Genomic DNA, 19,400 nt, shown 5'->3' with positions numbered 1-19,400 from the left:
CTTGCCACCGGCGCAGTGGCGCATTGCGGCAAAACGCGTGATCTGCAGCCGCTTCCGCGCGCAAGGCATAACCAGACGCTTATTGCCCTTCCGCTGAAATCGAAAAATATGCGGCAACCATCACGTTTTTACCGCGAAAAATGGTGCGACCGCACATTCCTCACGCATACGTCACCAATAAGCAACATTCGCATGCGATAGCTGTTGTGCTCGCTAGACAACGAGCCAACTGTCCCCTTCCAGCGCGCGTTCGCTGAGCGTCGACCTGCTCTCCCGCAGTCGGCGGTGGCGTCGTGCGTCCGATTGATTCCCAGGAGATTCACTCCCATGCGCTTACGGACCCTGTTTGTCGTTCTGCTGCTTGCCGCTGTCAGTGCCACCGCAAATGCCCAGGTTGTCACCCTCAACAAGGGCGGCTACACGCTGCGATATGACTGCACCAACCGCACCGCGCTGCGTTATGAGTACGTGCTGCAGGCCGACACTGGCTCGGCCGCACGTCCGTCCAGCTTCAACCTGGATACCGAATTGCCCAGCGGCTGCGCCGGACAGACGTCCACCGCGTCGTATGCGAGCGTGCGCAGCGGCTACGACCGCGGCCACCTGGTGACCTCCAACCACATGGACTACAACGCAACCTATATCCGCCGCGCCAACCTGATGTCCAACATCGTGCCGCAGGTATCCAGCTTCAATCAGGGCATCTGGGTCCGTGCCGAGAACGTGGCCGAGTGCTATCGCGACATCGCCAGCGTGCAGGTCTACGGCGGCGTGATCTACAGCGATACCAGCAACGATTACTTCCTGGCCAGCCACGGCATCCGCACCCCGGACTTCTTCTGGAAGACCATCATCACCGCCAACCCGGGCGGCGGCACCCGTGCCATCAGCTGGCTGATTCCCAATAGCGCCAACCTGGGGTCGCTCGACAGCTACATCGTCAGCATCGACGAACTCGAAGACCTGTACGGCGCCAGCACCATCGGCATCACCGCACCGGCCGCGGTCAAGGCGATGCTGCCCGCCACCACCTGGCCGCAGCCAAGCAACTGCGACCTGGGCTAAGTTGCGTTGCATCCACGCTGTGACCCAACCCGGCCTGTGCCGGGTCGGGTCGGGTCACGGCGTGGTGGACCATGCGTAGGTGATTGCCTTCGCGTGCCTCCACGGCTCCATCGCAGCGCGGGCGTGCTTGTGGAATGAATCGCACTGTCCGACCGGGGCCAGCAATTTGTCGGATGTGTCAGCGCTGCAACATCTGCTGGCGAGGTCTGCGCTGCGTCACGGTAAGAAGCCGACGTATGCTTGATCGCACTCCCGCCACTCCCAGTGCGATCACACCGTGCCACCATCCTTGTCTGCCGGCGCCGGCCTTGCCTTGCTGAGCGCCCTGTCGATCTTCGCCGCCAGTCCAGCAACGGCCGCAGCTAAGCAGGGCAGGCCCACCATCGTGCTTGTGCATGGCGCGTTTGCCGATGGCTCCAGTTGGTCTGGCGTGATCGACGCATTGCAGCGCCAGGGCTATCACGTCACTGCGGTGCAGAATCCGCTCACCTCGCTGGCGGCCGACGTCGCTGCCACCCGCCGCGTGCTGCAGCGACAACGCGGCGACGTGCTGCTGGTCGGGCACTCCTGGGGCGGCGCGGTGGTGACCGAGGCAGGCAACGCCGACAACGTCAAAGGCATCGTCTATCTGTCGGCCCTGGTGCCCGATACCGGCGAATCGGTCGGCACGCTGCTGGCACGCCTGAAGGCGCCGATGGAAGGCCTGCAGCCGGATACGCAAGGACTAGTCTGGCTCGACGATGCGCCGACCTACCAGCATGTGATGGCCGCCGATGTGCCGTTGGGCAAGGTCAGGCAGCTTGCCGCCGTCCAGCAGCCGATGACCGCCGCAGCGTTCGACGACACGATCACGCAGGCCGCGTGGCATCGCAAGCCGAGTTGGTACCTGATCACCGACAACAACAATGCGTTGCGTCCGGATGTGCAGCGTGCCATCGCCAAACAGATCGGCGCCACCACCAGCACCATCGCATCCAGCCATCTCTCGCCGGTTGCGCAGCCCACCAAGGTGGCAGAATTCATCGCGCATGCCGCGCGCTCCATCGGTACTCCATCGCAGTGAGCGCTACCCTGACCCGGCGTGTTGCGTGTGACCTGCATGCACTCAGCACGACACGCTGTGTTCGGCGGTCTCCAGCACCTCGGGCACTGCGTCGACCAGGAACTCGATGAAGGCGCGTACGCCCGGCGACAGTCCACGACGCGAGGGATACACGGCATGTAACTGATGCACGGGCAATGTGTGGTCGCCCAACAGCACCACCAGCTCGCCACGGGCGATGCTGCCCCTGCAAAGCCCCAGCGGCAACTGCGCCACCCCCAGGCCGGCCAACGCAGCGTGGTGGAGCAACTCGACATCCTCGGTGAACAGGCGCGAGCGGTAGTCCACCCATTCGCTCGTGCCTTGCGGGCTGGCGAGTCGCCACCGGGGCGGCTCGCCATTGACGCCACGCGGGCCCATTCCCAATACCTCGTGCAATGCCGCGGCAGAGGCGAACGGCCCATGGGCTTGAACGAATGCCGGGCTTGCCACCAACACCTGCCGGCTCGCGCCGAACGAGCGCAGGATCAGCCCCGAATCGTCCAGGCTGGAACGCACGCGGATTGCAACATCGACGCCTTCGGCGATCGGTTCCACGCGGCGGCTGGTCAACTCCAGATCCAGCTGCACGTCCGGATATGCCAGCACGAAGCGCGGCAATAGATCGGCCAGAAACAGGTGCGCGACACCGGTCGGGCAACTCACACGGATGCGACCGGACGGTTGCAGCGTGGCGCGCTCGACCACGTCCAGCGCCCATTGCGCCGAGCGCGTGATCGACTTGCAGTGCGTGTAGAACTCGGCGCCGATCTCGGTGAGGCTGACCGCGCGGGTCGAGCGCTGCAGCAACCGCACGCCCAACCGCTGCTCCAGGTCGCCCACCCGCCGGCTCACCTTGGAGCGCGGAAATCCCAGGACGCGACCGGCCGCCGAGAAGCCGCCGTGGTCCACCACTGCCACCAGCAGCGCAAAGTCGTTGAGGTCTTCCACTTGCATCAAATCCCGCGCCAGAAGATGCGCATTGTCCTGCTCATCATGACAGCTTGTCATCCGGCCACAAGCTACCGGCGACCACGGCCGCTGCGTAGAGTGCCGCCGTACCGACCACAGCCCCACGAGCCCACCATGCGCCTGCTCCATCTCGACTCCAGCATCCTGTCCACCGCCTCGGTCTCGCGTCAGCTCACCGCACACCTGGTGCAGGCGCTGCGCGCCTCGCTGCCCACACTCAGCGTGAGCTACCGAGATCTGGCCGCCGCGCCCGTTGCCCATCTCACCGGCGCCATTGCCGCCGGCTTCCGACCACTGCCGCAACCCGCCAGCGACACGGCCTTGGTCGCAGAGCACGCCTTGTCTGAGCAGCTGGTGGAAGAGTTTCTGACCAGCGAAATCGTGGTGATGGGTGCGCCCATGTACAACTTTTCGGTGCCTACCCAGCTCAAGGCCTGGATCGACCGCATTGCCCAGCCGGGCCGCACCTTCCAGTACACCGCCACCGGGCCGCAAGGCCTGGCTGTCGGCAAGCGACTGATCGTGGCATCGACGCGCGGCGGCATCTACACGCAAGGCGCGATGGCCGCGCTGGACTTCCAGGAAGCGTACCTGACTGCAGCCTTCGGCTTCCTGGGCGTGCACGATGTGCAATTCGTGCGTGCCGAAAACCTGTCGCGCGGTCCCGAGCTCGCAGCGATATCGCTGACCAACGCACAGGCCTGCGTTGCCGCAGTGGTGCGCCGCTGCGTGGCCCAGACACACGGGGAGGCCTGAGCCATGGTGTACATCATCACCCTGACCTATCGCGTTGCTGCGCAGGCACTGAGCGTGCACCTGCAAGCCCATCAGCAGTGGCTACGCGCGCAGCTCGACGCCGGGCTCTTTCTGGCGGCCGGTCCGTCGGACGATGGCATGGGCGGCATCGTGCTGGCGCACACCACCGACCGTACGGCGCTGGAGCGCGCGGTGGCGGCAGATCCGTTCGTGGTGCATCAACTGGTGGATGTCAGCGTGCAGGGCTTCACCCCCGTCGTGCGTGCCGAAGGGTTCTTGAACGGCTGAAAGATCTGGCGCACGTAACGCGGCGCCAACGCCAACGCCAACGATACGCTCGTCGTGCGTGGTTGAGTGACGCACGACAGCGCTGCGGCCAAGACCTAGGTCGCGATGTCGCGTGCAGCAAACCACCCGGCGTAGGGCGTGTTCTTGACCAGATGCCGATTGAAGTCCTTCATGCCGTCACTCCACCACACCGGGCCGCGTTCTCCCAACGCGATCTTGGACGCATCGACCTTGGCGCGTGCGCTCGCCAGCTGTTGCGCATCGTCGTGGCGCCTGGCCGCCTTGACCGCACGGCGTGCATCCATCAGCTCGCCGACCAGGGCCGCTCGCACCTCTGCGTTCAAATGCGGATTGGACGTGCGCCAGAGCCGGCCACGTACGACGAGATAGCGCCCATCTGGCGTGGTGAGCGGCGGCTTGGCGGCGCTCATGGCCGCTTACCGAACACCGGCATCACCACCAGCGCCGGTCACGCCACAGGCGCAAAGCGCGGCCATCTGACGCCATCCACGTCCACCGACTCCACGAACATGCCGTAAGGCCGCACCCACAGGCCGATCTCGCTGTCCAGCGGCCGATACAGCACCAGCGGCTCCAGGGTTTCGCTGCTGCGCACGACGCCCAGCACCTCGTAGCGGCCGCCTTTGAAGTGGCGATACTCGCCCAGCGCAATGGTCGGTAAGGGCGGCAACGTATCCATGGCATTCAACCGTCTCGGCGGCTGTGCAGTGTAGAGCGGGCCTTGTGTCGTGACGAGCCGGACGCGTGCGGATCGGCCGCATCTGCGTCCCTACATGTTGCACGACGGCGCCGCGCCGTACGGCAGACGGGCGCAGGCCAATGGCGACGGCTGGACGATCGACGCCTAGCCAGTGGCGACAACCTGCCTCGGCCTCGGCGCAGCATTGCTGATGCCTTATGCATCTGGCTGCACCTGCGCACGCAGCCGTGTCTGCCGGGGCTAGTGGTCGTCGTCGATCTCGCCCTCGATACTGTCGTCGTCGTCGATCTCGCTGTCCTGCGCCGGGCCATCCTGCAGCAGGTCTTCGTTCTTGCCGGGTGCCTTGATCCCGTCGGGCGGGCTGGGGTCGTCGATCCGCTCGTTGCCGTGTTCCTGGGTGCGCATGCTCATCTCCTGCGGCAGAAGGCCGCCTGGCCACCCTCCTCCCGGTACCGTGATGCGCACGTGTGGCCTGCGTCATCGGCGTGCATCGTCATCACCGCACGGACACGCTGACGCTGCGGTCGGTTGGCGACGTTTGGCGGGAGGCAAGGCGAACGGGACCCACGCCGAGTGGCGGTGGCGACCCGCGCATTTGGCGGCGACTTGCCACGCGGGGTGATTAGGTAACTGAGTCAGCCTGCAGCAGAGCGGCCGTGCATCCGCGCGCTGCCTGCCGCCGTAAGTACGGCAAGCCCATCGAGAAACGCCCATGCCGAGCCTGCTCTGCGATCTGGAAGACCTGCTCGACGCCTGGAAGGCGGAAGCGCACACCTTCGACGCCTGCAACATGCCGGCGTCCGCGCTTGCCGTGCGCGATTGCCACCGACGGCTCACCGCCCTGCTGGGCGCGCATGCGCTTGTACCAAACGCATCCGGCACCACCCCGAGCACCAATGACAGAGCCGACTCGGAAGCTGCCGTGTAGTGGCACGCGCATCGCCTCACATGGCTCGCGGTGACGTCGCCGGCCGGCGCCTGCGGCGTATCGCTCCACCGGTCCATCCCACCTTGGCAACATGCGGCACACCGCCTCCGGATAGACGGCCTCAATCGTCGCCGCTGGTCCGCTCGCCCATCAACTCGCGTTCGCGTCGTTCCAGTTCCTCGGCATAGCGTTTGCGGACAAAGCCTTCTGACAGCACGCCTAGCACATGGCGGTCAGCGTCGATCACCGCCAGTTCGTCGGCCTGCGTCGCATCGAAGACCTTCATGATGGCCACGATGTCGGTGTCTGCCAGCAATGCCGCATCGCGATGTCTGGCGTAGTCGCTCACCGGCGCATCCGGCTGCACGTTGTCGGCATACAGCGTTGCCAGCGGCACCACGCCGGCGTAGTGGCCGGCCGCATCCTCCAGCACCACGCGCTGGGTCGACCCCAGCGGGAAACGGCGTCGGAACTCGCCCACGCTGATGTCCTGCGCGGTGTGGTTGGCATCCTTGCGCATCATCTTGCCGGCCGACAGCGTGCGCACCCAGCCCACATCGCGTGCGCTGCGGATGTTTTCGCCCCGCAGATGCAGCCGCCAGGTGGAGAACGAATAGCCGAACACCTGCCGTACCACCGTGTTGGCCACCAACACCGCCGCCATCACGGCGCTGGCCAGCACAAAGTCGTGCGTGCCCTCCAGGATCAGCATCGCCATGGTCATCGGTGCGCCCACGATCGCCGCCGCCAGTGCGGCCATCCCCACCAGCGATGCGCTGGTGGCATCCACCGCCGCCGCGCCCACCAACAGGTTCACGCATACGGCGAACAAGCTGCCGACCAACGAGCCCATGAACAGGGACGCGAAGAACAGCCCGCCACGGAAGCCGAAACCCAGCGAAATGCCCGAGGCAATGCACTTGAGCACCAACAGGGTGGCCAGCACCTGCAAGGTGGTGCTGCTGGTCATATCCAGGTGCAGGGCGCCGTGGCCGGACGACAGCACCTGTGGCGAATACATCGCCAACGGAATCAACAGCAACCCGCCGATGACCGGGCGGCCCCATAGCGGCAGATTGATGCGCCCCACGCCGCGTTCGATGCCGGCCACCAGGCGCATCACGGCGATGCCGATCAACGCACACACCAGCCCCAGCGCGACGTAGATCGCGTAGTCGCGCGGTTGCAACTGGTACGCCACCGCCGCCGGCAACGAGTACGGCGCCGCGCCCAGCGCATTGGCCATGAACGCGCCGGCCAATGCCGCCGCCGCCACCGGTGCCAGCGCCGACGGCGTGTAGGCGCCGATCACGATCTCGAACGCATAGAACGCTCCGGCCAGCGGCGCGCCAAAGGCAGCGGCGATCGCGCCCGCCGCACCGGCTCCCACCAGGGTGCGCATGTCGGCGCGACGCACCCGCAAGATCCGGCCAAGCTGCGAGCCTGCACCGGACCCCATCTGCGTGTACGTCGCCTCCAGTCCCACCGAGGCGCCGAAGCCGTTGGACAACACGGTCTGCACCGCAACGATCAGGTTGTCGCGCATCGACATGCGCCCGCCATGCAGCGCGTTGGCTTCCACCGCATCCACCAGCGCGCGCTTGCGCCGCCGCGCCATCAACGCCACCAGCCCGACCAGCAAGCCGCCCAGCGGCAGGACCAGCAGCTGCGTGGGCGTGATCCTGCTGGCCGTACTGAGCCGCGCCTCCGGGCCGAGCCCGTACAGCCAGGCCTGCAGCGCGTGTGCGATCCCGGCCTGCACCACCATCGACGCTGCAGCGATCAAACCGACCATGGCAGCCAGGCCGATGAACCACATGTCGTTGGCGCGCAATTGCCGGCGCAGCCAGTCCAGCGGCCGGCGCAGCTGCGCAGCCGTGGCGTGCAAGGCCGGCGTGGTGTGGGGAAGTGGCTGCATGGCACCAGTGATGGCTGGATCAGCACGCCGGCAGAGCCGGCATCCGCTGTGACGCCCAGTGTGCATGAGCGGTGCTGACCTGGGCCAGTCCGGCGCGGCGATGACGTGGCAGCCGCACGGCAGGCCTCACCTGGGCCCGCACGTCAGGATCGGCTGCGGCGCCGTTCCACCACCTGCAGCCAGCAGGCAGCGCGCATGCGATAGTGCGATCAGTCGACCGGGGAAGCGCGATGTTCTATCTGCTGCTGGTAGGAATTGTGATCGAAGGCATCTTGCTGATCAGCTGGAACCGCCTGTACTTCGGCTGGGGGTTGCCGCTCTTCGTGCGGCGCATTCCGGTCAGCCGCGATGCGCTGGCCTGTTTTTCGCTGGCACAGATCGAGCCTGCATTGGATCAATCGCGCTTGCCGGACCTGCGCTTCCATCGGTTGTCCGACCATGTCTACGGATTTCGCGAGACGTTCCTGATCTTTGTCGGCCCCGTCTACCCGATGATCATGCGCGGGCGCATCGAGATCGATCGCAAGCAACGCAGCATCGTGATTACCGGCCTGTGCAACTGGACGGTGGTGTACGTGGTGGCCGCCATCCTGATACCGGCGGCCACCATCAAGCCGGCGCTGGTGGCGATGTTCCTCGCCGGCATCGGACTGGCCTACGCCGTACAGCGCTGGCGATTCGGCAGCGTTGAAGCCACGGTACGCAGGCTGCTGCAGACCAACACCGTCCCGCTGATCCCGCGCCCGCCTGCCGGAGCCGGACCAGCGCGCCCGTAGTGATGCAGCGCCTGCCCACAGCGCAATGTTGCCGGGCTCACTCCACCGGGCACAACGGCGTCTCGCCCGGCCGCAGCGTCAGCACCCGCACACCGCTGCGCGTCACCGCCACCGTGTGTTCGAACTGCGCCGACAACTTGCCATCGCGGGTACGGACCGGCCACTGATCCGGATCCGAGCGGATCGCCGCGCGCCCCTGGTTGATCATCGGCTCGATGGTGAACACCATGCCTTCCTGCAACGCCAGGCCGGTTCCCGCATGGCCGTAATGCAGAACCTGCGGCTCTTCGTGCATCTCTCGCCCGATGCCGTGCCCGCAGTACTCCTTGACCACGCTATAGCCGTGATCGCGCGCATGCCGCGCTATCGCATGCCCGATATCGCCCAGGCGCGCGCCCGGCCGTACCGCGGCAATGCCTTTCCACATCGCCTGATGCGCGGCCTGCACCAGCCGGCGCGCCGGGTAGGCCACCTCGCCCACCAGGTACGTCGTGCTGGAATCGGCGATAAACCCGTTCTTTTCCAGGGTGATATCCAGATTGACGATCTGCCCGCTGCGCAACACATCGGCGGCCGAGGGCACACCGTGGCAAACCACGTCGTCGATCGAGGCGTTGAGCACGAACTCGAACCCGTATTGCCCCTTGCTCGCGGGCCGTGCGGCGAGCTCATCGACAATCATGCGTTCGACAAAGGCATTGAGCTCGAGCGTGCTGCGCCCTTCCAGCGGTAGCCGATCCAGCGCATGGAATACCTGCGCGAGAAGCTGCCCGGAAACCGCCATCAATGCGATCTCATCCGGGTGCTTGATCATGCGCGCCCTGGTGTTGCGGTCTGCGGCTTCAAGGCTTGCGGCCTCACCCCCGCCGCGCGCAGTTCCTGCGCCACGATGTCCTGGAACGAGTAGTCCGGATGCATCTCGCACAACATGCCCACCTTGATCCAGAAACTGGCCTGCGCATTGATCGACCGGCTGGTGACAGTACAGGCGCGTCGCAGTTGATCGTGCAGGTCGTCATCGATATTGACGATGCCCATGATGGCTCCTGGCGGATTGCGGAATATACACATCGTATACGAACCGTATATTCGACGACAAGCCACGCGATGGGATGAGCAGCCGGTGCATTAGGGTTCGGTACGCATCGGCGGTGGCCTGAGGGCGCTCATCCGTAAAGCCCTGCATGCCGACGCAGGATCAGACCTGCAGCTGGCGCACGCGCACGTTGCCGACGCCCCACTGCAGCGCCGGCCACAGCATGAAAAGCGCAACGGCTCAGAGTGTTGCAATCACCATGAACACGATGCACGGCAGCTCCGCGCCGAGCACGAAGGTCATGCCCAGCACAAGACCGAACAGACACTCCGGGCGGTGAGCACGGGCGACCACGACGCAAAGCAGCATTGTCATCAACACGCCAAATGCAGCCGACGCATCGCCTTGCCGCACCGCGCGCGCGCGCAGCTGACATAGAATCCGCAGTATGAGACAGCGGCGGACACCTCTGCGCACATTTGCCTGGTTGGCCATCATGGCTGCGATGCTGATGGCCGTGGCACCGGTTGTCTCACGCTTGGCGCAGGCGGCTGCCGTCGCATCTCCCATCGTCAGCGAGCTTTGCCACCACGGCGAGACAGCAGTTGCGGCGATTGCCGAAGCGGCCACACCCACTGCACACGCATGGGGCGACGCGCCAATCGGCAGCGACCACACCCGGCAACACGATGCATGCGATTACTGCGCATTGGCGGCGCGCATGCTGCCGGTGCTGCTTGCCGTATGGTTGCCGCTTGCTGCGCCCGCTCCGCCGGTGTTCGCCTCGCCCGATACGCTGCCGATCGATACCGGGCGATTCCGCTACGCGCACGCTCCACGCGGGCCGCCGGCCAGCGCTTAAACGTCCAACCGACAGGGATGGCATCGGCGGCACTCGTCGCCGCCCACGTGTCGCTGCCCCGCGCGTCCGACCACACCACCGCGGTGCCTGGCTGCCTTGTGTTGCACACGGGCTCCAGTGCATGCGGCAGCACTCGCGCACCTGTTCCTTATTCGATACCGGCACCCGCTACGGGAGCCGCTTGCCTGGATCTGTCCATGCACACCGACCTGCCCCACCCACACCGCCTTTCCATGGCGCTGCGCAGCGCCCTGGCCGCGCCACTGCTCTGCACTGCGTTCTCTGCAATCGCACAGGACACGCCCAACACGCTGTCCACCATCTTCGTCAGCCAGAACCAAGCCATACGCGACACACCTGCATCCACTGGAACCTCGCTGGGGCTGAGCCCGTTCCAGACACCGGCCAGCCTGGATGTCATCACTCGCGATCAACTTGAGGCACGCGGCGACAGCAACGTCACCGACGCCATTACCCGTGCCGGCGCCATCAGTGCCATGGCGCATCCAGGCAACGGGCTGAGCGCGCTCTCCACCCGCGGCTTTACCGACAGCGCATCGGTCATGCGTCTCTATGACGGCCTGCGCCAGTACGGCGGCGTGGGCGTCACCTTTCCATTCGACACTTGGTCCATCGAACGCATCGAAGTCCTGCGTGGCCCGGCCTCGGTGATCTATGGCGATGGCGCCATTGGCGGCGTCGTCAACATCATTCCGAAAACGCCGAGCACCGGTGCCATTCAAAACGACATCCAGGCCACTCTCGGGACCCAGGACACCGCACGCCTGGCCTTCGGCAGCGGTGGCGGCCTGACCGACACACTGTCCTACCGCATGGATGTCAGCGGCAATGCCACCGGCGGTTGGGTCGACCGAGGCCGCGCCGCAGATGCCACTTTTTCCGGCGCACTACGCTGGCAGATCGCCCCTACCTTGCACACCACCTTGCGTTACGCCTATGGTTATCAAACGCCGATGCGCTACTTCGGTACGCCGCTGGTGGATGGACGCCAGCTACCCGCGCTGCGCCACAAGAATTACAACATCGGCGATGGTGTCATCCGCTTCCGCGACCAGTGGACCCAGCTGGATACGGTGTGGACGCCCACCTCCGCACTCACGCTCACCATGCGCCTGTACCACATCGACAGCCAGCGCGACTGGCGCAACGCCGAAGCCTATCTTTACGACACCGCCACGCGGTTGATCGACCGCTCCGACAACACGGCCATCGGTCACGACCAACAACAGACCGGGATTACCGCCAATGGCGTCGTGCGAGGACGCGTGGGAGGGTTCGACAACACGTTCTCGTTCGGTGTCGATGCCAATGACAGCCGCTTTCAGCACACCAACAACACTTATGTCGGCAGCGCCGGCCCGGTGGACCCGTACGCACCGGTGCCCGGGCGTTTCAGCAGCGACATTCCCACCATTCCGCGGTATCGCAACAGTGCCAGGCAGTACGCGTTATTCCTGGAAAACCGGCTCGCACTGAGCACGGCTTGGTCGGTGATCGGCGGGATGCGCTATGACCACACCACGCTCGATCGGCAGAACCTTGTCGTCGGCACGCAGGCCTTCAGCACCAGGTTTTACAACGCTGGCTGGCGTATCGGCACGGTCTACTACCTTCAGCCCGGCTTGGCGCTCTACGCGCAATACGCGCGCGCCGCAGACCCGGTCGGCGGCTTGCTGATGCTCAGCCCGGCCAACAGCCGCTTTGCGATGTCGCAAGGCAGACAAACCGAGGTGGGGCTCAAACAGGCATTTGCGCAAGGACGCGGCGAATGGACGCTGGCCGCGTATCACATCCGCAAATCCGACTTGCTCACCCGCGACGCCGTCGACCCCGATCTGCGCGTGCAGGTCGGTGCACAAAGCACGCGAGGCATCGAGGCGGCGCTCTCGCTCGCCACGCACAACGGCTGGCAACTGGATCTCAACGCAACCGCGTTACGTGCCCGCTACGACGACTTCACCGAGGCCACCGGTACTCCTGCGATTGCCATCTCGCGGGCAGGCAAGGTCCCGCCCAATGTGGCCGCAAGGCTCGCCAATGCATGGCTCAGCTGGAACTTTCAGCCCGATTGGACAGCCGCCGCGGGCCTGCGTTATGTGGGCAAGCGCTACGCCGATACCGCCAACGCGCTGGCACTGCCCGGCTACACCACCATCGATGCATCGCTACGCTGGCAGGTGGGTCAGGACACGGCACTGACGGCACGCATCTATAACCTGTTCGACAAGGCGTACTTCACCACCGCGTACTACACCGAAACGCAGTGGCTGTACGGCCCGGATCGACGCATGGAGCTCACCGTGAACCATCGTTTCTAAGCAACCTGTCGCCGTAGCGTGTGGCTGCGTTCCAGCAACACGCTGCGGCTAGCGATCGATGGGGCGCATCGCTCACTGCTTCAGGTGTTGCAGCTTTTGAGTGATCAACCGCCGCAATAGCGCCACGGCACTGCCCGCACCCGCAGACAGCTCCGTGGCGTTTGATGCCAACGCCGACTCAGGGCTTGGCGAGCGGGCAGCCAGCCGCAATCTCCCGCATGCTCATTGCCACGCCATCCTTGGGTTGCGTTACCGCGACGGCCTCCACCGGTACCGACTCGCCCCATTCGCGCAGTGCATCGAAGACGCTGCGTAGCCCTTCGCCCAATGGCGTGAGTTCGTAGACCACGCGCGGCGGCGTCTGCGCATAGGCGGTGCGTACCACCAGACCGGATGCCTCGAACTGTCGCAGGCGGCTGGTCAATGTATGTGCACTGATGCCCTGCAAGGCCTGCCTGAGTTCAGTGAATCGGCGCGGCCCCGCAAGCAGCTCGCGCACGATCAGCGACGCCCATGGCCCCTCCAGCAGCTGGAAAAACCGCGCCACACCACAACACGGAGTTTTTGATGTTTCCATTGGTTACCTGATCCTGATCGTGAGCCGCCGGTGGCGGCATCGCACGTGGTGGTACTGGCGCATTGGTGTGCCACTGACGCGGTTCAGAGCCGCCAAAAGAACCACTGCGCTCCCCGCCAGGCGGGCGCGGGCGGTGCTCGGTGCGGCATGTCCCAGGCGTACACTGCGGTTCCTCCGCGCCGCCCACCCCCACCCGACGACTGCTCGCTACGTTTGGTTAGCCACGCTTAGTGCATATGCTGGTCATGCGATTCGGCATCAGGCGCCGATGCGCCCAGCGGACGAACGTCGAAATGCACCTCGACGCGCGGCGCATGCTCGAACACCAGCGTGGCCACCACCGGCTTGCCTTGTTCGAATGGCGCGTGCGGCGCGATGAACATCAAATGCGTGCCGCCATTACCCAGCACCACGTCCTTGCCCGGCGGCAAGACCAGCCCCTGCTCGAGATGGCGCATCTTCATCACGCCCGCATCCATCGTCATCTCATGGATTTCCACCTGTGCACTGGCCGGCGATTCCACCGCCACCAGACGATCCGGCGTTGCCGCCTGATTCCGCAAGGTGAGGTAGCCGCCCGCCACCGGTGCGCCCGGCGGGGTTGCGCGCGACCACGCCCCGCTCGCCACCACCACAGGGGCAGCAGCCGGCGCCGCGGTCGCAGCAGAGGCCGGGGCAGCCGGCGCCGGGTTGGCCTCAGGCGCAGGCGCGCGCTCGCAAGCCACCATCGACAAGGCAGACAACACACTCACCAGCAGCAGATGCAATTTCATTTCGTTCTCCTTGGGTCGAGCCGTGCGGGCGCCACGGCGCCGTGCATAGCGGTCATCGACGTTGATCATCGGGAAGCCGGCAGCGCGCTCTTGCGTCAGTTAGAGCACTTGCCGGATATCGTGCACAACCGAGTCCACCGTCTGCTCGTGTGCCAGGCCCACGCGCAGCTGTCCATCGCGATCGAAGAGAAAACTGCGCGTGGAGTGATCGATGGTGTAGGTCGGCCCCATCGGCACCTTCGCATAGCTCACCTTTAAATTTCCCGCTGCCACCCGGATATCTCCTTCGCTACCGGTCAAGCCGATAAAGTCCGGGTCGAATGCCTTTACGTAGGTCCGGAGCACGTTGGGTGTATCGCGTTGCGGGTCCAGCGTCGCGAACGCGAACTGCACCTTGGCTGCATCCGCACCCAGCTTGCGCTTGACCTGCGCCGCACGCGCCAGCGTTGTCGGGCACACATCCGGACAATGGGTGAAACCGAAGAACAGCACCAGGGCCTTGCCACGGAAACTGCGTAACGGCCGCGGCGCGCCTTCGGTGTCGTAGAGATAAAAATCCATTCCGCGCGCCATCGGGCTGAGGTCTGCACCATCGGGAGCGAACCCGCTGCCCCGTTGCCCACACCCGGCCAGGATGCAGACCAGGCACCCCAGCATCGCCTGCAACAGTCGTCGCTTCCATACAGCTCGCAGCGTTTGCATGCTGATTCCCACCCTTCCGCGCGAAGCGGCCTTGCGTATGCCGTTCACCGCTGATCCTGCAGTTGTACGCCAACGGCCTGATCGCAGCTGTCCAGGTGCGATGCGTCATCGCTCGAAGCGGCTCGATACCGGTGTTGCGGTTCGCCCGCGGCGAGCCTGCGCATCTGCGTGGGGGTCATCAGCGCCAGTGTCGGCACCAGCGTCAAAAGGGCAAGGCAAGGCGTCGCAGCCGCGCGGGGCGGCAAGGCAAAGTACGTCATCTAACACGCTCCAGAACATCCAAGGTCACACCCGCTGACGGGTGCGGCTCCATACACGATGTTTCAGGCCGATCGCGGTGGACCGCGTGGCGCGTGTGCCCACCAGCGTGCCGCGAGGGGAGACGCAGCGGTACGACGCGAGACCGCAAGCCGGCCCCGACTCAGCGTCCATAGCAGGCAGGCCATCAGCAGCCAGGGCAGCAGCCGTGCGGCGAGCAGGCAGTAATCGCAGACGAACGCATGACCACCGGCGGCATGCCGCTGATCCTGCCTGTCGCCCAACCATCGCCCGGCTGGAGCGGTCAGCGCGTCTGCCGAGCGCTGCGCGTCGCGTGCCTTGCCAACCAATGCATTCAGCGCCTGGCCAGCTTGCCAGGGCTGGCTATGACATAGCGGCCCGTCCAGAACGCCAGCGTCGTTCCCGAGCGTGCGACTCACCAGCGGCGCGGCCAGCAACAGCAGCACGGCCAGGCAAGCCAGGCGCTGCATCATGCTGAACAAGGGCGAGGAAGGTAAGCGCACACGGCAAAGTGTAATGAAAAAACGCGGCGCCACCTGCGACCCTTCGTCGCAGCCTGACACCCGGGGCCGTGCGCTGCAGCGCGCTGCATGCACCGCGCACCGCATCCGGCCCAACTGCTTACTGCGCGCAATCGGCCCGCGCCATTGTCACTGGGCGCCGCATACGCGCCGCTGTCTCACTGGCCCTGCAGATACGCCTGTGTCGATCGCACCGTCGCATAGCCGAACTGAAACGCCGCCATCATCGTCGCGTGCACGTGGGCCGCCGGCACCTTGCTGCCTTCGAACTCCAGGTCCATCGTGGCGCAGGCGTCGTGCAGCACCGTCACCGTATAGCCCAGGTCGGCGGCAGCGCGCACGCAGGCATCCACGCACATGTGGCTCATCGCGCCGACAATCGTCACGTCCGTGACACCGTGTTGCTGCAGCTGCTGCGCAAGCGGCGTTTCGCGAAAGGCGTTGACGTGCTGTTTGACGATGACCACTTCGCCCTGCTGTGGCGCAACCGCAGCATGGATCTGCGCGCCTTGCGAGCCGGCCACAAAGAACGGGGCATCCGCAGCCGCCTCATGACGCACATGCATTACCGCAACGCCGGTGTCGCGCGCATTGGCGATCACCGCCAACGCATTGGCTACGGCCGGCTCGATGCCGGTCAACGGCAGTTTCCCGCCGGGGAAATAATCGTTCTGCAGATCGATGACGATGACTGCCTTGGCCATGCTGCTTCTCGCGTTGAATGCCATGCATCAGCATGCGCCGGCGCTGTCGTCACGACGAGTGGCGCCGCCGACATCACCGGTGCTGTAGCGACATTCCACCGCCACTGGGCGTGTCGGAGGCGTTCCGTAGACGCAGGTGACCGGTGAGTTCAGCTCACCCGGTAGCGCTTGCACCCGCAAAGCGCTGCCGATAGTCGCTGGGCGACAGCCCAAGAATGCGTTTGAACACCTTACGGAATGCCGCCGCATCCTGGTAGCCGACCTCCCAGGCAATCGCGTCGATGGTCATGGCAGTGGCTTCCAGCAGCGTACGCGCCCGGCCCACACGAAGCCGCTGGCCATACTCGGTGCTGGTCATGCCGGTGGCCTTCTGGAAGCGACGCAAAAAGGTGCGTGCTTCCAACCCCGCCTGTGCCGCCAGACTGCGCAGCGCCACCTCCTGCGCACCGGTCTCCTGCAGCCAGTGCTGTACCCGCAGGATGGCCGCATCGCCATGCGTCAAACGCGGCGAAAACACGCTGTAGTAGCGCTGCTGGCGGCCCGGCGGGTCGACCAGCAGCACCCGAGCGGTTTCCAGCATGACCGCCGGCCCCAGCAGGCGGTCCACCAACCGCAGACCCAGGTCGGTCCACGACATCACGCCACCGGCGGACATGACATCGCCGGCGTCGATCAGCATCTCGTCCGAATCCACCTGGATCGCCGGAAAGCGCTGCTGCAGCGCCGCTGCATGCAGCCAGTGGGTGGTCATGCGACGTCCGTCCATGACACCGGTGCCAGCCAGCAGAAACGCCCCCGCGCAGACCGAGCACAGCATCGCGCCCTGTGCATGCCGTATGCGCAACCAGTCGATCAGGCTGGCGTTGCGCTCCTGCTCCGGCGCATCGCCCAGGCTTGGCGGCAGGATCAAGGCATACAGGCGCGCATCGGCGTGCGTATCGCTCTCGAACACACGCGACGGCATAGCGGTGGGCATTGCCTGCTGCCAATGCGTGACCCGGATCACCGTGCCCTCCGCTATACCGCTAGCGTCCGCGAGCCGGTTGGCCACCGCGAACAGATCGGTCAGGCCAAGCACCGCCGCCTGCTGCGCATCGGCATACAGCACCACGCCCACCTCGATCCCCCGTCTGGCCGTCATCTCGTTCTCCACGCCGGTTTGCATTCAGCGACATGCCATTAGTGCAGTTGAAGTAACCGAAGCACGCCATCCATGCTCCCGCGCCTCAGCTTCCCTCTCACCTCCACAGGAGTATGCCAATGACCTACATCATCCATGGTGCCACCGGCGCACAAGGCGCCCCGCTGCTCAACGTGCTGTTGCAGGCCGGCAAACATGCCGTGGCCGCAGTACGCAACGCCGACGCAGCCGCCGGCCCCTCGGTGCAGATCGACAACGGCTCGGTCCAGTCGTTGACCGACGCCTATCGCGGCGCGCGTGGCGTCTTCGTGCACCTGCCTCAGGCGCCCGAAGAGGTGCGCGTGGCCTATGCCACCAACATCGTCCAGGCCATTGCCGCCGCAAAACCCGCGCGCGTGCTGATTTCCACCAGCGGCAGCATCGTCGACGACCCGGGCAACCCGCTGCAGGCCGCCCCCGACTCGGCCATCGCCCTGCTGATCGATGGCGTGCAGCGCAGTGGTGTCTCCAGCGCCGTCATCGCCCCGCGTCTGTATCTGGAAAACCTGCTGCTGCCGATGGTCATCGGCGGCGTGCACGCCGATGGCGTCCTCGGTTACCCGGTCCGGGAAGATTTCCCGGTGTCCTGGAGCTCGCACCTGGACATCGCCGACGTCGCTGCGCAGCTGTTCGATCGACCGGCCATCACCGGCGTGGTCGGCGTCGGCCAGCTACCGGGCCTGCTGGGCGCAGACCTCGCCGCAGCAATGACCAAACACTTCAAGCGCGATGTTCATTTCCAGCCCGTGCAACCCAACGCCTTCGGCGAGCAACTGCAACCCTTGCTCGGCCCCGCCGCCATGGCCGTCGCCGGGTTCTACCAGGCCCTGTGGCAAACCCCTGCCAATACCATCAACCCCGCCACCAGCGCCCAGCAATTGCTTGGCAGCACACCACGCAGCGTTGAGCAGTGGTTAAAGGATGTTGCCATCGGCTGATCTGGCTCAGCAGATTCTTGGATGACGTCGTGCGCTCTGAGTAGCAGTCGGGTTTAGAGTCCGGTGCGAGCTCCACGTCGATGGCGAGCGCTTCATGGTTGCATCGTCCACGATCACCGGACACTTGATCACCCAACCATCTGCGGTGCGGTCGAACACGACGTTCATCGACCACACCTGGTTGGCCTGCGCTGGCCGCAGCAGCGGCTGACGCTGGCCCACCGGTACTTTCTCGTGCTGCGGCGTCGGGCGTGCAGCTGCTGCTTGTAGTACCACCGCTCCACACGCCTGTGGTTCATGAGGCGTCCTTTCTGTCGCAGCTTGAGATAGATCGTCCCCAAGCCCTAGCAGCGACGGCGGTGAGTGAGAACGAGAATGCGCTCGCACGGCTCGATGTTGCGGTCTTCGCGCGGGCAATAGCGCGGCGCGCTGGCGCTCCTGCCGATCGCAGTCAAGTCTCAGTGTTCACCAAGTCCACGTCCGATCCTGATACGCCCAGGCTTTCCTAGACATCTCAAGGCCATGGAAAATGGCAGATTCGGAGGTGTCCATGAGCAGCAAGCGGTATACGGATGAGTTCAAGATCGAAGCGGTCCGGCAAGTGACCGATCGTGGGTTCAAGGTGGCAGAGGTCGCCGAGCGACTGGGTGTCACGACGCACAGCCTGTACGCCTGGCTGCGCAAGTTCGGCAAGCCTGGCGTGGTGCATCGCGCCGAGGTGGACCAGAGCGCCGAGGTTCGGCGGCTGAAGGCAGAGTTGCGTCGCGTGACCGAGGAGCGCGACATCCTAAAAAAGGCCGCCGCGTACTTTGCCAAGGGGTGAAGGCAAAGTACGCGTTCATGCAAGACCATCGCAGGGAATTCAGGGTATGCGCGATGTGTCGGGTATTGCGCGTCAACCGGGCGGGTTATTACGCCTGGTTACGCTCGCCTGACAGTGAGCGCGCCAAGGAAGACCAACGCCTGCTGGGATTGATCAAGCAC

At 65.3% G+C, this 19,400-nt stretch carries 24 protein-coding genes, 1 other RNA gene and 2 pseudogenes; 11 read left to right on the top strand and 16 right to left on the bottom strand.

The window, feature by feature from the left end; translation table 11 throughout:
* Positions 1-327 precede the first annotated feature (327 nt).
* A complete protein-coding gene (locus A7D17_RS16760; protein WP_064510124.1) occupies positions 328-1,065 on the top strand; it encodes a DNA/RNA non-specific endonuclease in 738 nt (245 codons plus the stop codon).
* Positions 1,066-1,342: 277 nt separating this feature from the next.
* Positions 1,343-2,128 (top strand): alpha/beta fold hydrolase, encoded by a 786-nt coding sequence (locus tag A7D17_RS16755; RefSeq protein WP_064510123.1) that lies wholly within the window; start codon positions 1,343-1,345, stop codon positions 2,126-2,128.
* A 42-nt stretch (positions 2,129-2,170) separates the two neighbouring features.
* Here the strand turns inward: A7D17_RS16755 and A7D17_RS16750 are convergent, their stop codons facing one another.
* Positions 2,171-3,103 carry a LysR substrate-binding domain-containing protein gene (locus tag A7D17_RS16750; RefSeq protein ID WP_239692235.1) on the bottom strand — a complete coding sequence of 311 codons (933 nt, stop codon included), beginning with the start codon at positions 3,101-3,103 and terminating at the stop codon, positions 2,171-2,173.
* A gap of 129 nt (positions 3,104-3,232) precedes the next feature.
* Between A7D17_RS16750 and A7D17_RS16745 the strand changes: the two genes are divergently transcribed.
* Positions 3,233-3,874 (top strand): FMN-dependent NADH-azoreductase, encoded by a 642-nt coding sequence (locus A7D17_RS16745; RefSeq protein ID WP_064510122.1) that lies wholly within the window; start codon positions 3,233-3,235, stop codon positions 3,872-3,874.
* 3 nt (positions 3,875-3,877) lie between these two features.
* Positions 3,878-4,162 carry a YciI family protein gene (locus tag A7D17_RS16740; RefSeq protein WP_064510121.1) on the top strand — a complete coding sequence of 95 codons (285 nt, stop codon included), beginning with the start codon at positions 3,878-3,880 and terminating at the stop codon, positions 4,160-4,162.
* Positions 4,163-4,257: 95 nt separating this feature from the next.
* Here the strand turns inward: A7D17_RS16740 and A7D17_RS16735 are convergent, their stop codons facing one another.
* The 3 genes from A7D17_RS16735 to A7D17_RS24630 form a co-directional block, all read right to left on the bottom strand.
* Entirely contained in the window at positions 4,258-4,593 is a 336-nt protein-coding gene (locus A7D17_RS16735; protein ID WP_064510120.1) for a hypothetical protein, read from the bottom strand.
* Between the two features lie 38 nt (positions 4,594-4,631).
* Positions 4,632-4,862: a DUF1653 domain-containing protein gene (locus tag A7D17_RS16730; RefSeq protein ID WP_064510119.1), complete on the bottom strand. Its 231-nt coding sequence runs from the start codon at positions 4,860-4,862 to the stop codon at positions 4,632-4,634.
* A gap of 261 nt (positions 4,863-5,123) precedes the next feature.
* Positions 5,124-5,288: a hypothetical protein gene (locus A7D17_RS24630; protein WP_064510321.1), complete on the bottom strand. Its 165-nt coding sequence runs from the start codon at positions 5,286-5,288 to the stop codon at positions 5,124-5,126.
* Between the two features lie 307 nt (positions 5,289-5,595).
* Here A7D17_RS24630 and A7D17_RS16720 point away from each other — a divergent pair, with 307 nt between their 5' ends.
* Positions 5,596-5,811, top strand: a complete 216-nt coding sequence (locus tag A7D17_RS16720; protein ID WP_064510118.1) for a hypothetical protein — start codon at positions 5,596-5,598, stop codon at positions 5,809-5,811.
* A 121-nt stretch (positions 5,812-5,932) separates the two neighbouring features.
* Here the strand turns inward: A7D17_RS16720 and A7D17_RS16715 are convergent, their stop codons facing one another.
* A complete protein-coding gene (locus A7D17_RS16715; protein WP_064510117.1) occupies positions 5,933-7,729 on the bottom strand; it encodes a chloride channel protein in 1,797 nt (598 codons plus the stop codon).
* Positions 7,730-7,959: 230 nt separating this feature from the next.
* On the opposite strand from A7D17_RS16715, the gene A7D17_RS16710 reads away from it, so the two are divergent.
* The gene (locus A7D17_RS16710) at positions 7,960-8,505 is read left to right on the top strand and encodes a hypothetical protein (protein WP_064510116.1); all 546 of its coding nucleotides are present in this window, start codon (positions 7,960-7,962) and stop codon (positions 8,503-8,505) included.
* A gap of 37 nt (positions 8,506-8,542) precedes the next feature.
* Here A7D17_RS16710 and map read toward each other — a convergent pair whose 3' ends face one another.
* From map to A7D17_RS24475, 3 genes are all read right to left on the bottom strand, one after another.
* Positions 8,543-9,319 (bottom strand): type I methionyl aminopeptidase, encoded by a 777-nt coding sequence (gene map, locus A7D17_RS16705; protein WP_064510115.1) that lies wholly within the window; start codon positions 9,317-9,319, stop codon positions 8,543-8,545.
* Positions 9,316-9,543: a ParD-like family protein gene (locus tag A7D17_RS16700; RefSeq protein WP_064510114.1), complete on the bottom strand. Its 228-nt coding sequence runs from the start codon at positions 9,541-9,543 to the stop codon at positions 9,316-9,318. Before A7D17_RS16700 ends, map begins: the two co-directional genes overlap by 4 nt.
* A 238-nt stretch (positions 9,544-9,781) precedes the next feature.
* Positions 9,782-10,039 (bottom strand): hypothetical protein, encoded by a 258-nt coding sequence (locus tag A7D17_RS24475; protein ID WP_161946557.1) that lies wholly within the window; start codon positions 10,037-10,039, stop codon positions 9,782-9,784.
* Here A7D17_RS24475 and A7D17_RS16695 point away from each other — a divergent pair.
* Positions 10,038-10,403 carry a DUF2946 family protein gene (locus tag A7D17_RS16695; RefSeq protein ID WP_161946556.1) on the top strand — a complete coding sequence of 122 codons (366 nt, stop codon included), beginning with the start codon at positions 10,038-10,040 and terminating at the stop codon, positions 10,401-10,403. The genes A7D17_RS24475 and A7D17_RS16695 overlap by 2 nt on opposite strands.
* 191 nt (positions 10,404-10,594) lie before the next feature.
* Entirely contained in the window at positions 10,595-12,742 is a 2,148-nt protein-coding gene (locus A7D17_RS16690; RefSeq protein WP_425479638.1) for a TonB-dependent receptor, read from the top strand.
* 178 nt (positions 12,743-12,920) lie between these two features.
* Here A7D17_RS16690 and A7D17_RS16685 read toward each other — a convergent pair whose 3' ends face one another.
* Complete coding sequence (locus A7D17_RS16685) at positions 12,921-13,319, bottom strand: winged helix-turn-helix transcriptional regulator (protein WP_064510111.1); 399 nt, start codon at positions 13,317-13,319, stop codon at positions 12,921-12,923.
* A gap of 147 nt (positions 13,320-13,466) precedes the next feature.
* On the opposite strand from A7D17_RS16685, the gene A7D17_RS16680 reads away from it, so the two are divergent.
* A non-coding RNA gene (locus A7D17_RS16680) (sX9 sRNA) lies at positions 13,467-13,542 on the top strand.
* A gap of 4 nt (positions 13,543-13,546) precedes the next feature.
* On the opposite strand, the gene A7D17_RS16675 is transcribed toward A7D17_RS16680, so the two are convergent.
* The 6 genes from A7D17_RS16675 to A7D17_RS16650 form a co-directional block, all read right to left on the bottom strand.
* Positions 13,547-14,092, bottom strand: a complete 546-nt coding sequence (locus A7D17_RS16675) for a copper chaperone PCu(A)C (RefSeq protein ID WP_064510320.1) — start codon at positions 14,090-14,092, stop codon at positions 13,547-13,549.
* A 99-nt stretch (positions 14,093-14,191) separates the two neighbouring features.
* The gene (locus A7D17_RS16670) at positions 14,192-14,653 is read right to left on the bottom strand and encodes an SCO family protein (protein ID WP_230439875.1); all 462 of its coding nucleotides are present in this window, start codon (positions 14,651-14,653) and stop codon (positions 14,192-14,194) included.
* 185 nt (positions 14,654-14,838) lie between these two features.
* Complete coding sequence (locus A7D17_RS16665; protein ID WP_064510110.1) at positions 14,839-15,054, bottom strand: hypothetical protein; 216 nt, start codon at positions 15,052-15,054, stop codon at positions 14,839-14,841.
* 63 nt (positions 15,055-15,117) lie between these two features.
* On the bottom strand, positions 15,118-15,543 hold the full coding sequence (locus A7D17_RS16660; RefSeq protein ID WP_064510318.1) for a DUF2946 family protein: 426 nt from the start codon (positions 15,541-15,543) through the stop codon (positions 15,118-15,120).
* Positions 15,544-15,752: 209 nt separating this feature from the next.
* Positions 15,753-16,298: a cysteine hydrolase family protein gene (locus A7D17_RS16655; RefSeq protein ID WP_064510109.1), complete on the bottom strand. Its 546-nt coding sequence runs from the start codon at positions 16,296-16,298 to the stop codon at positions 15,753-15,755.
* 154 nt (positions 16,299-16,452) lie between these two features.
* On the bottom strand, positions 16,453-17,439 hold the full coding sequence (locus tag A7D17_RS16650) for a GlxA family transcriptional regulator (protein WP_064510317.1): 987 nt from the start codon (positions 17,437-17,439) through the stop codon (positions 16,453-16,455).
* A gap of 119 nt (positions 17,440-17,558) precedes the next feature.
* Between A7D17_RS16650 and A7D17_RS16645 the strand changes: the two genes are divergently transcribed.
* Entirely contained in the window at positions 17,559-18,416 is an 858-nt protein-coding gene (locus A7D17_RS16645) for an NmrA family NAD(P)-binding protein (RefSeq protein ID WP_064510108.1), read from the top strand.
* A gap of 64 nt (positions 18,417-18,480) precedes the next feature.
* Here A7D17_RS16645 and A7D17_RS23180 read toward each other — a convergent pair.
* Positions 18,481-18,871, bottom strand: a pseudogene (locus A7D17_RS23180) (IS3 family transposase); the annotation flags it as partial.
* 95 nt (positions 18,872-18,966) lie between these two features.
* Here A7D17_RS23180 and A7D17_RS23175 point away from each other — a divergent pair.
* A pseudogene (locus A7D17_RS23175) lies at positions 18,967-19,400 on the top strand (transposase); the annotation flags it as partial.

The organism is Xanthomonas floridensis (assembly GCF_001642575.1).
In the GTDB taxonomy this organism is placed as follows: domain Bacteria; phylum Pseudomonadota; class Gammaproteobacteria; order Xanthomonadales; family Xanthomonadaceae; genus Xanthomonas; species Xanthomonas floridensis.
Note: the sequence above shows the minus strand (reverse complement) of the source record. Positions and strands in the feature narration are given on the sequence as shown.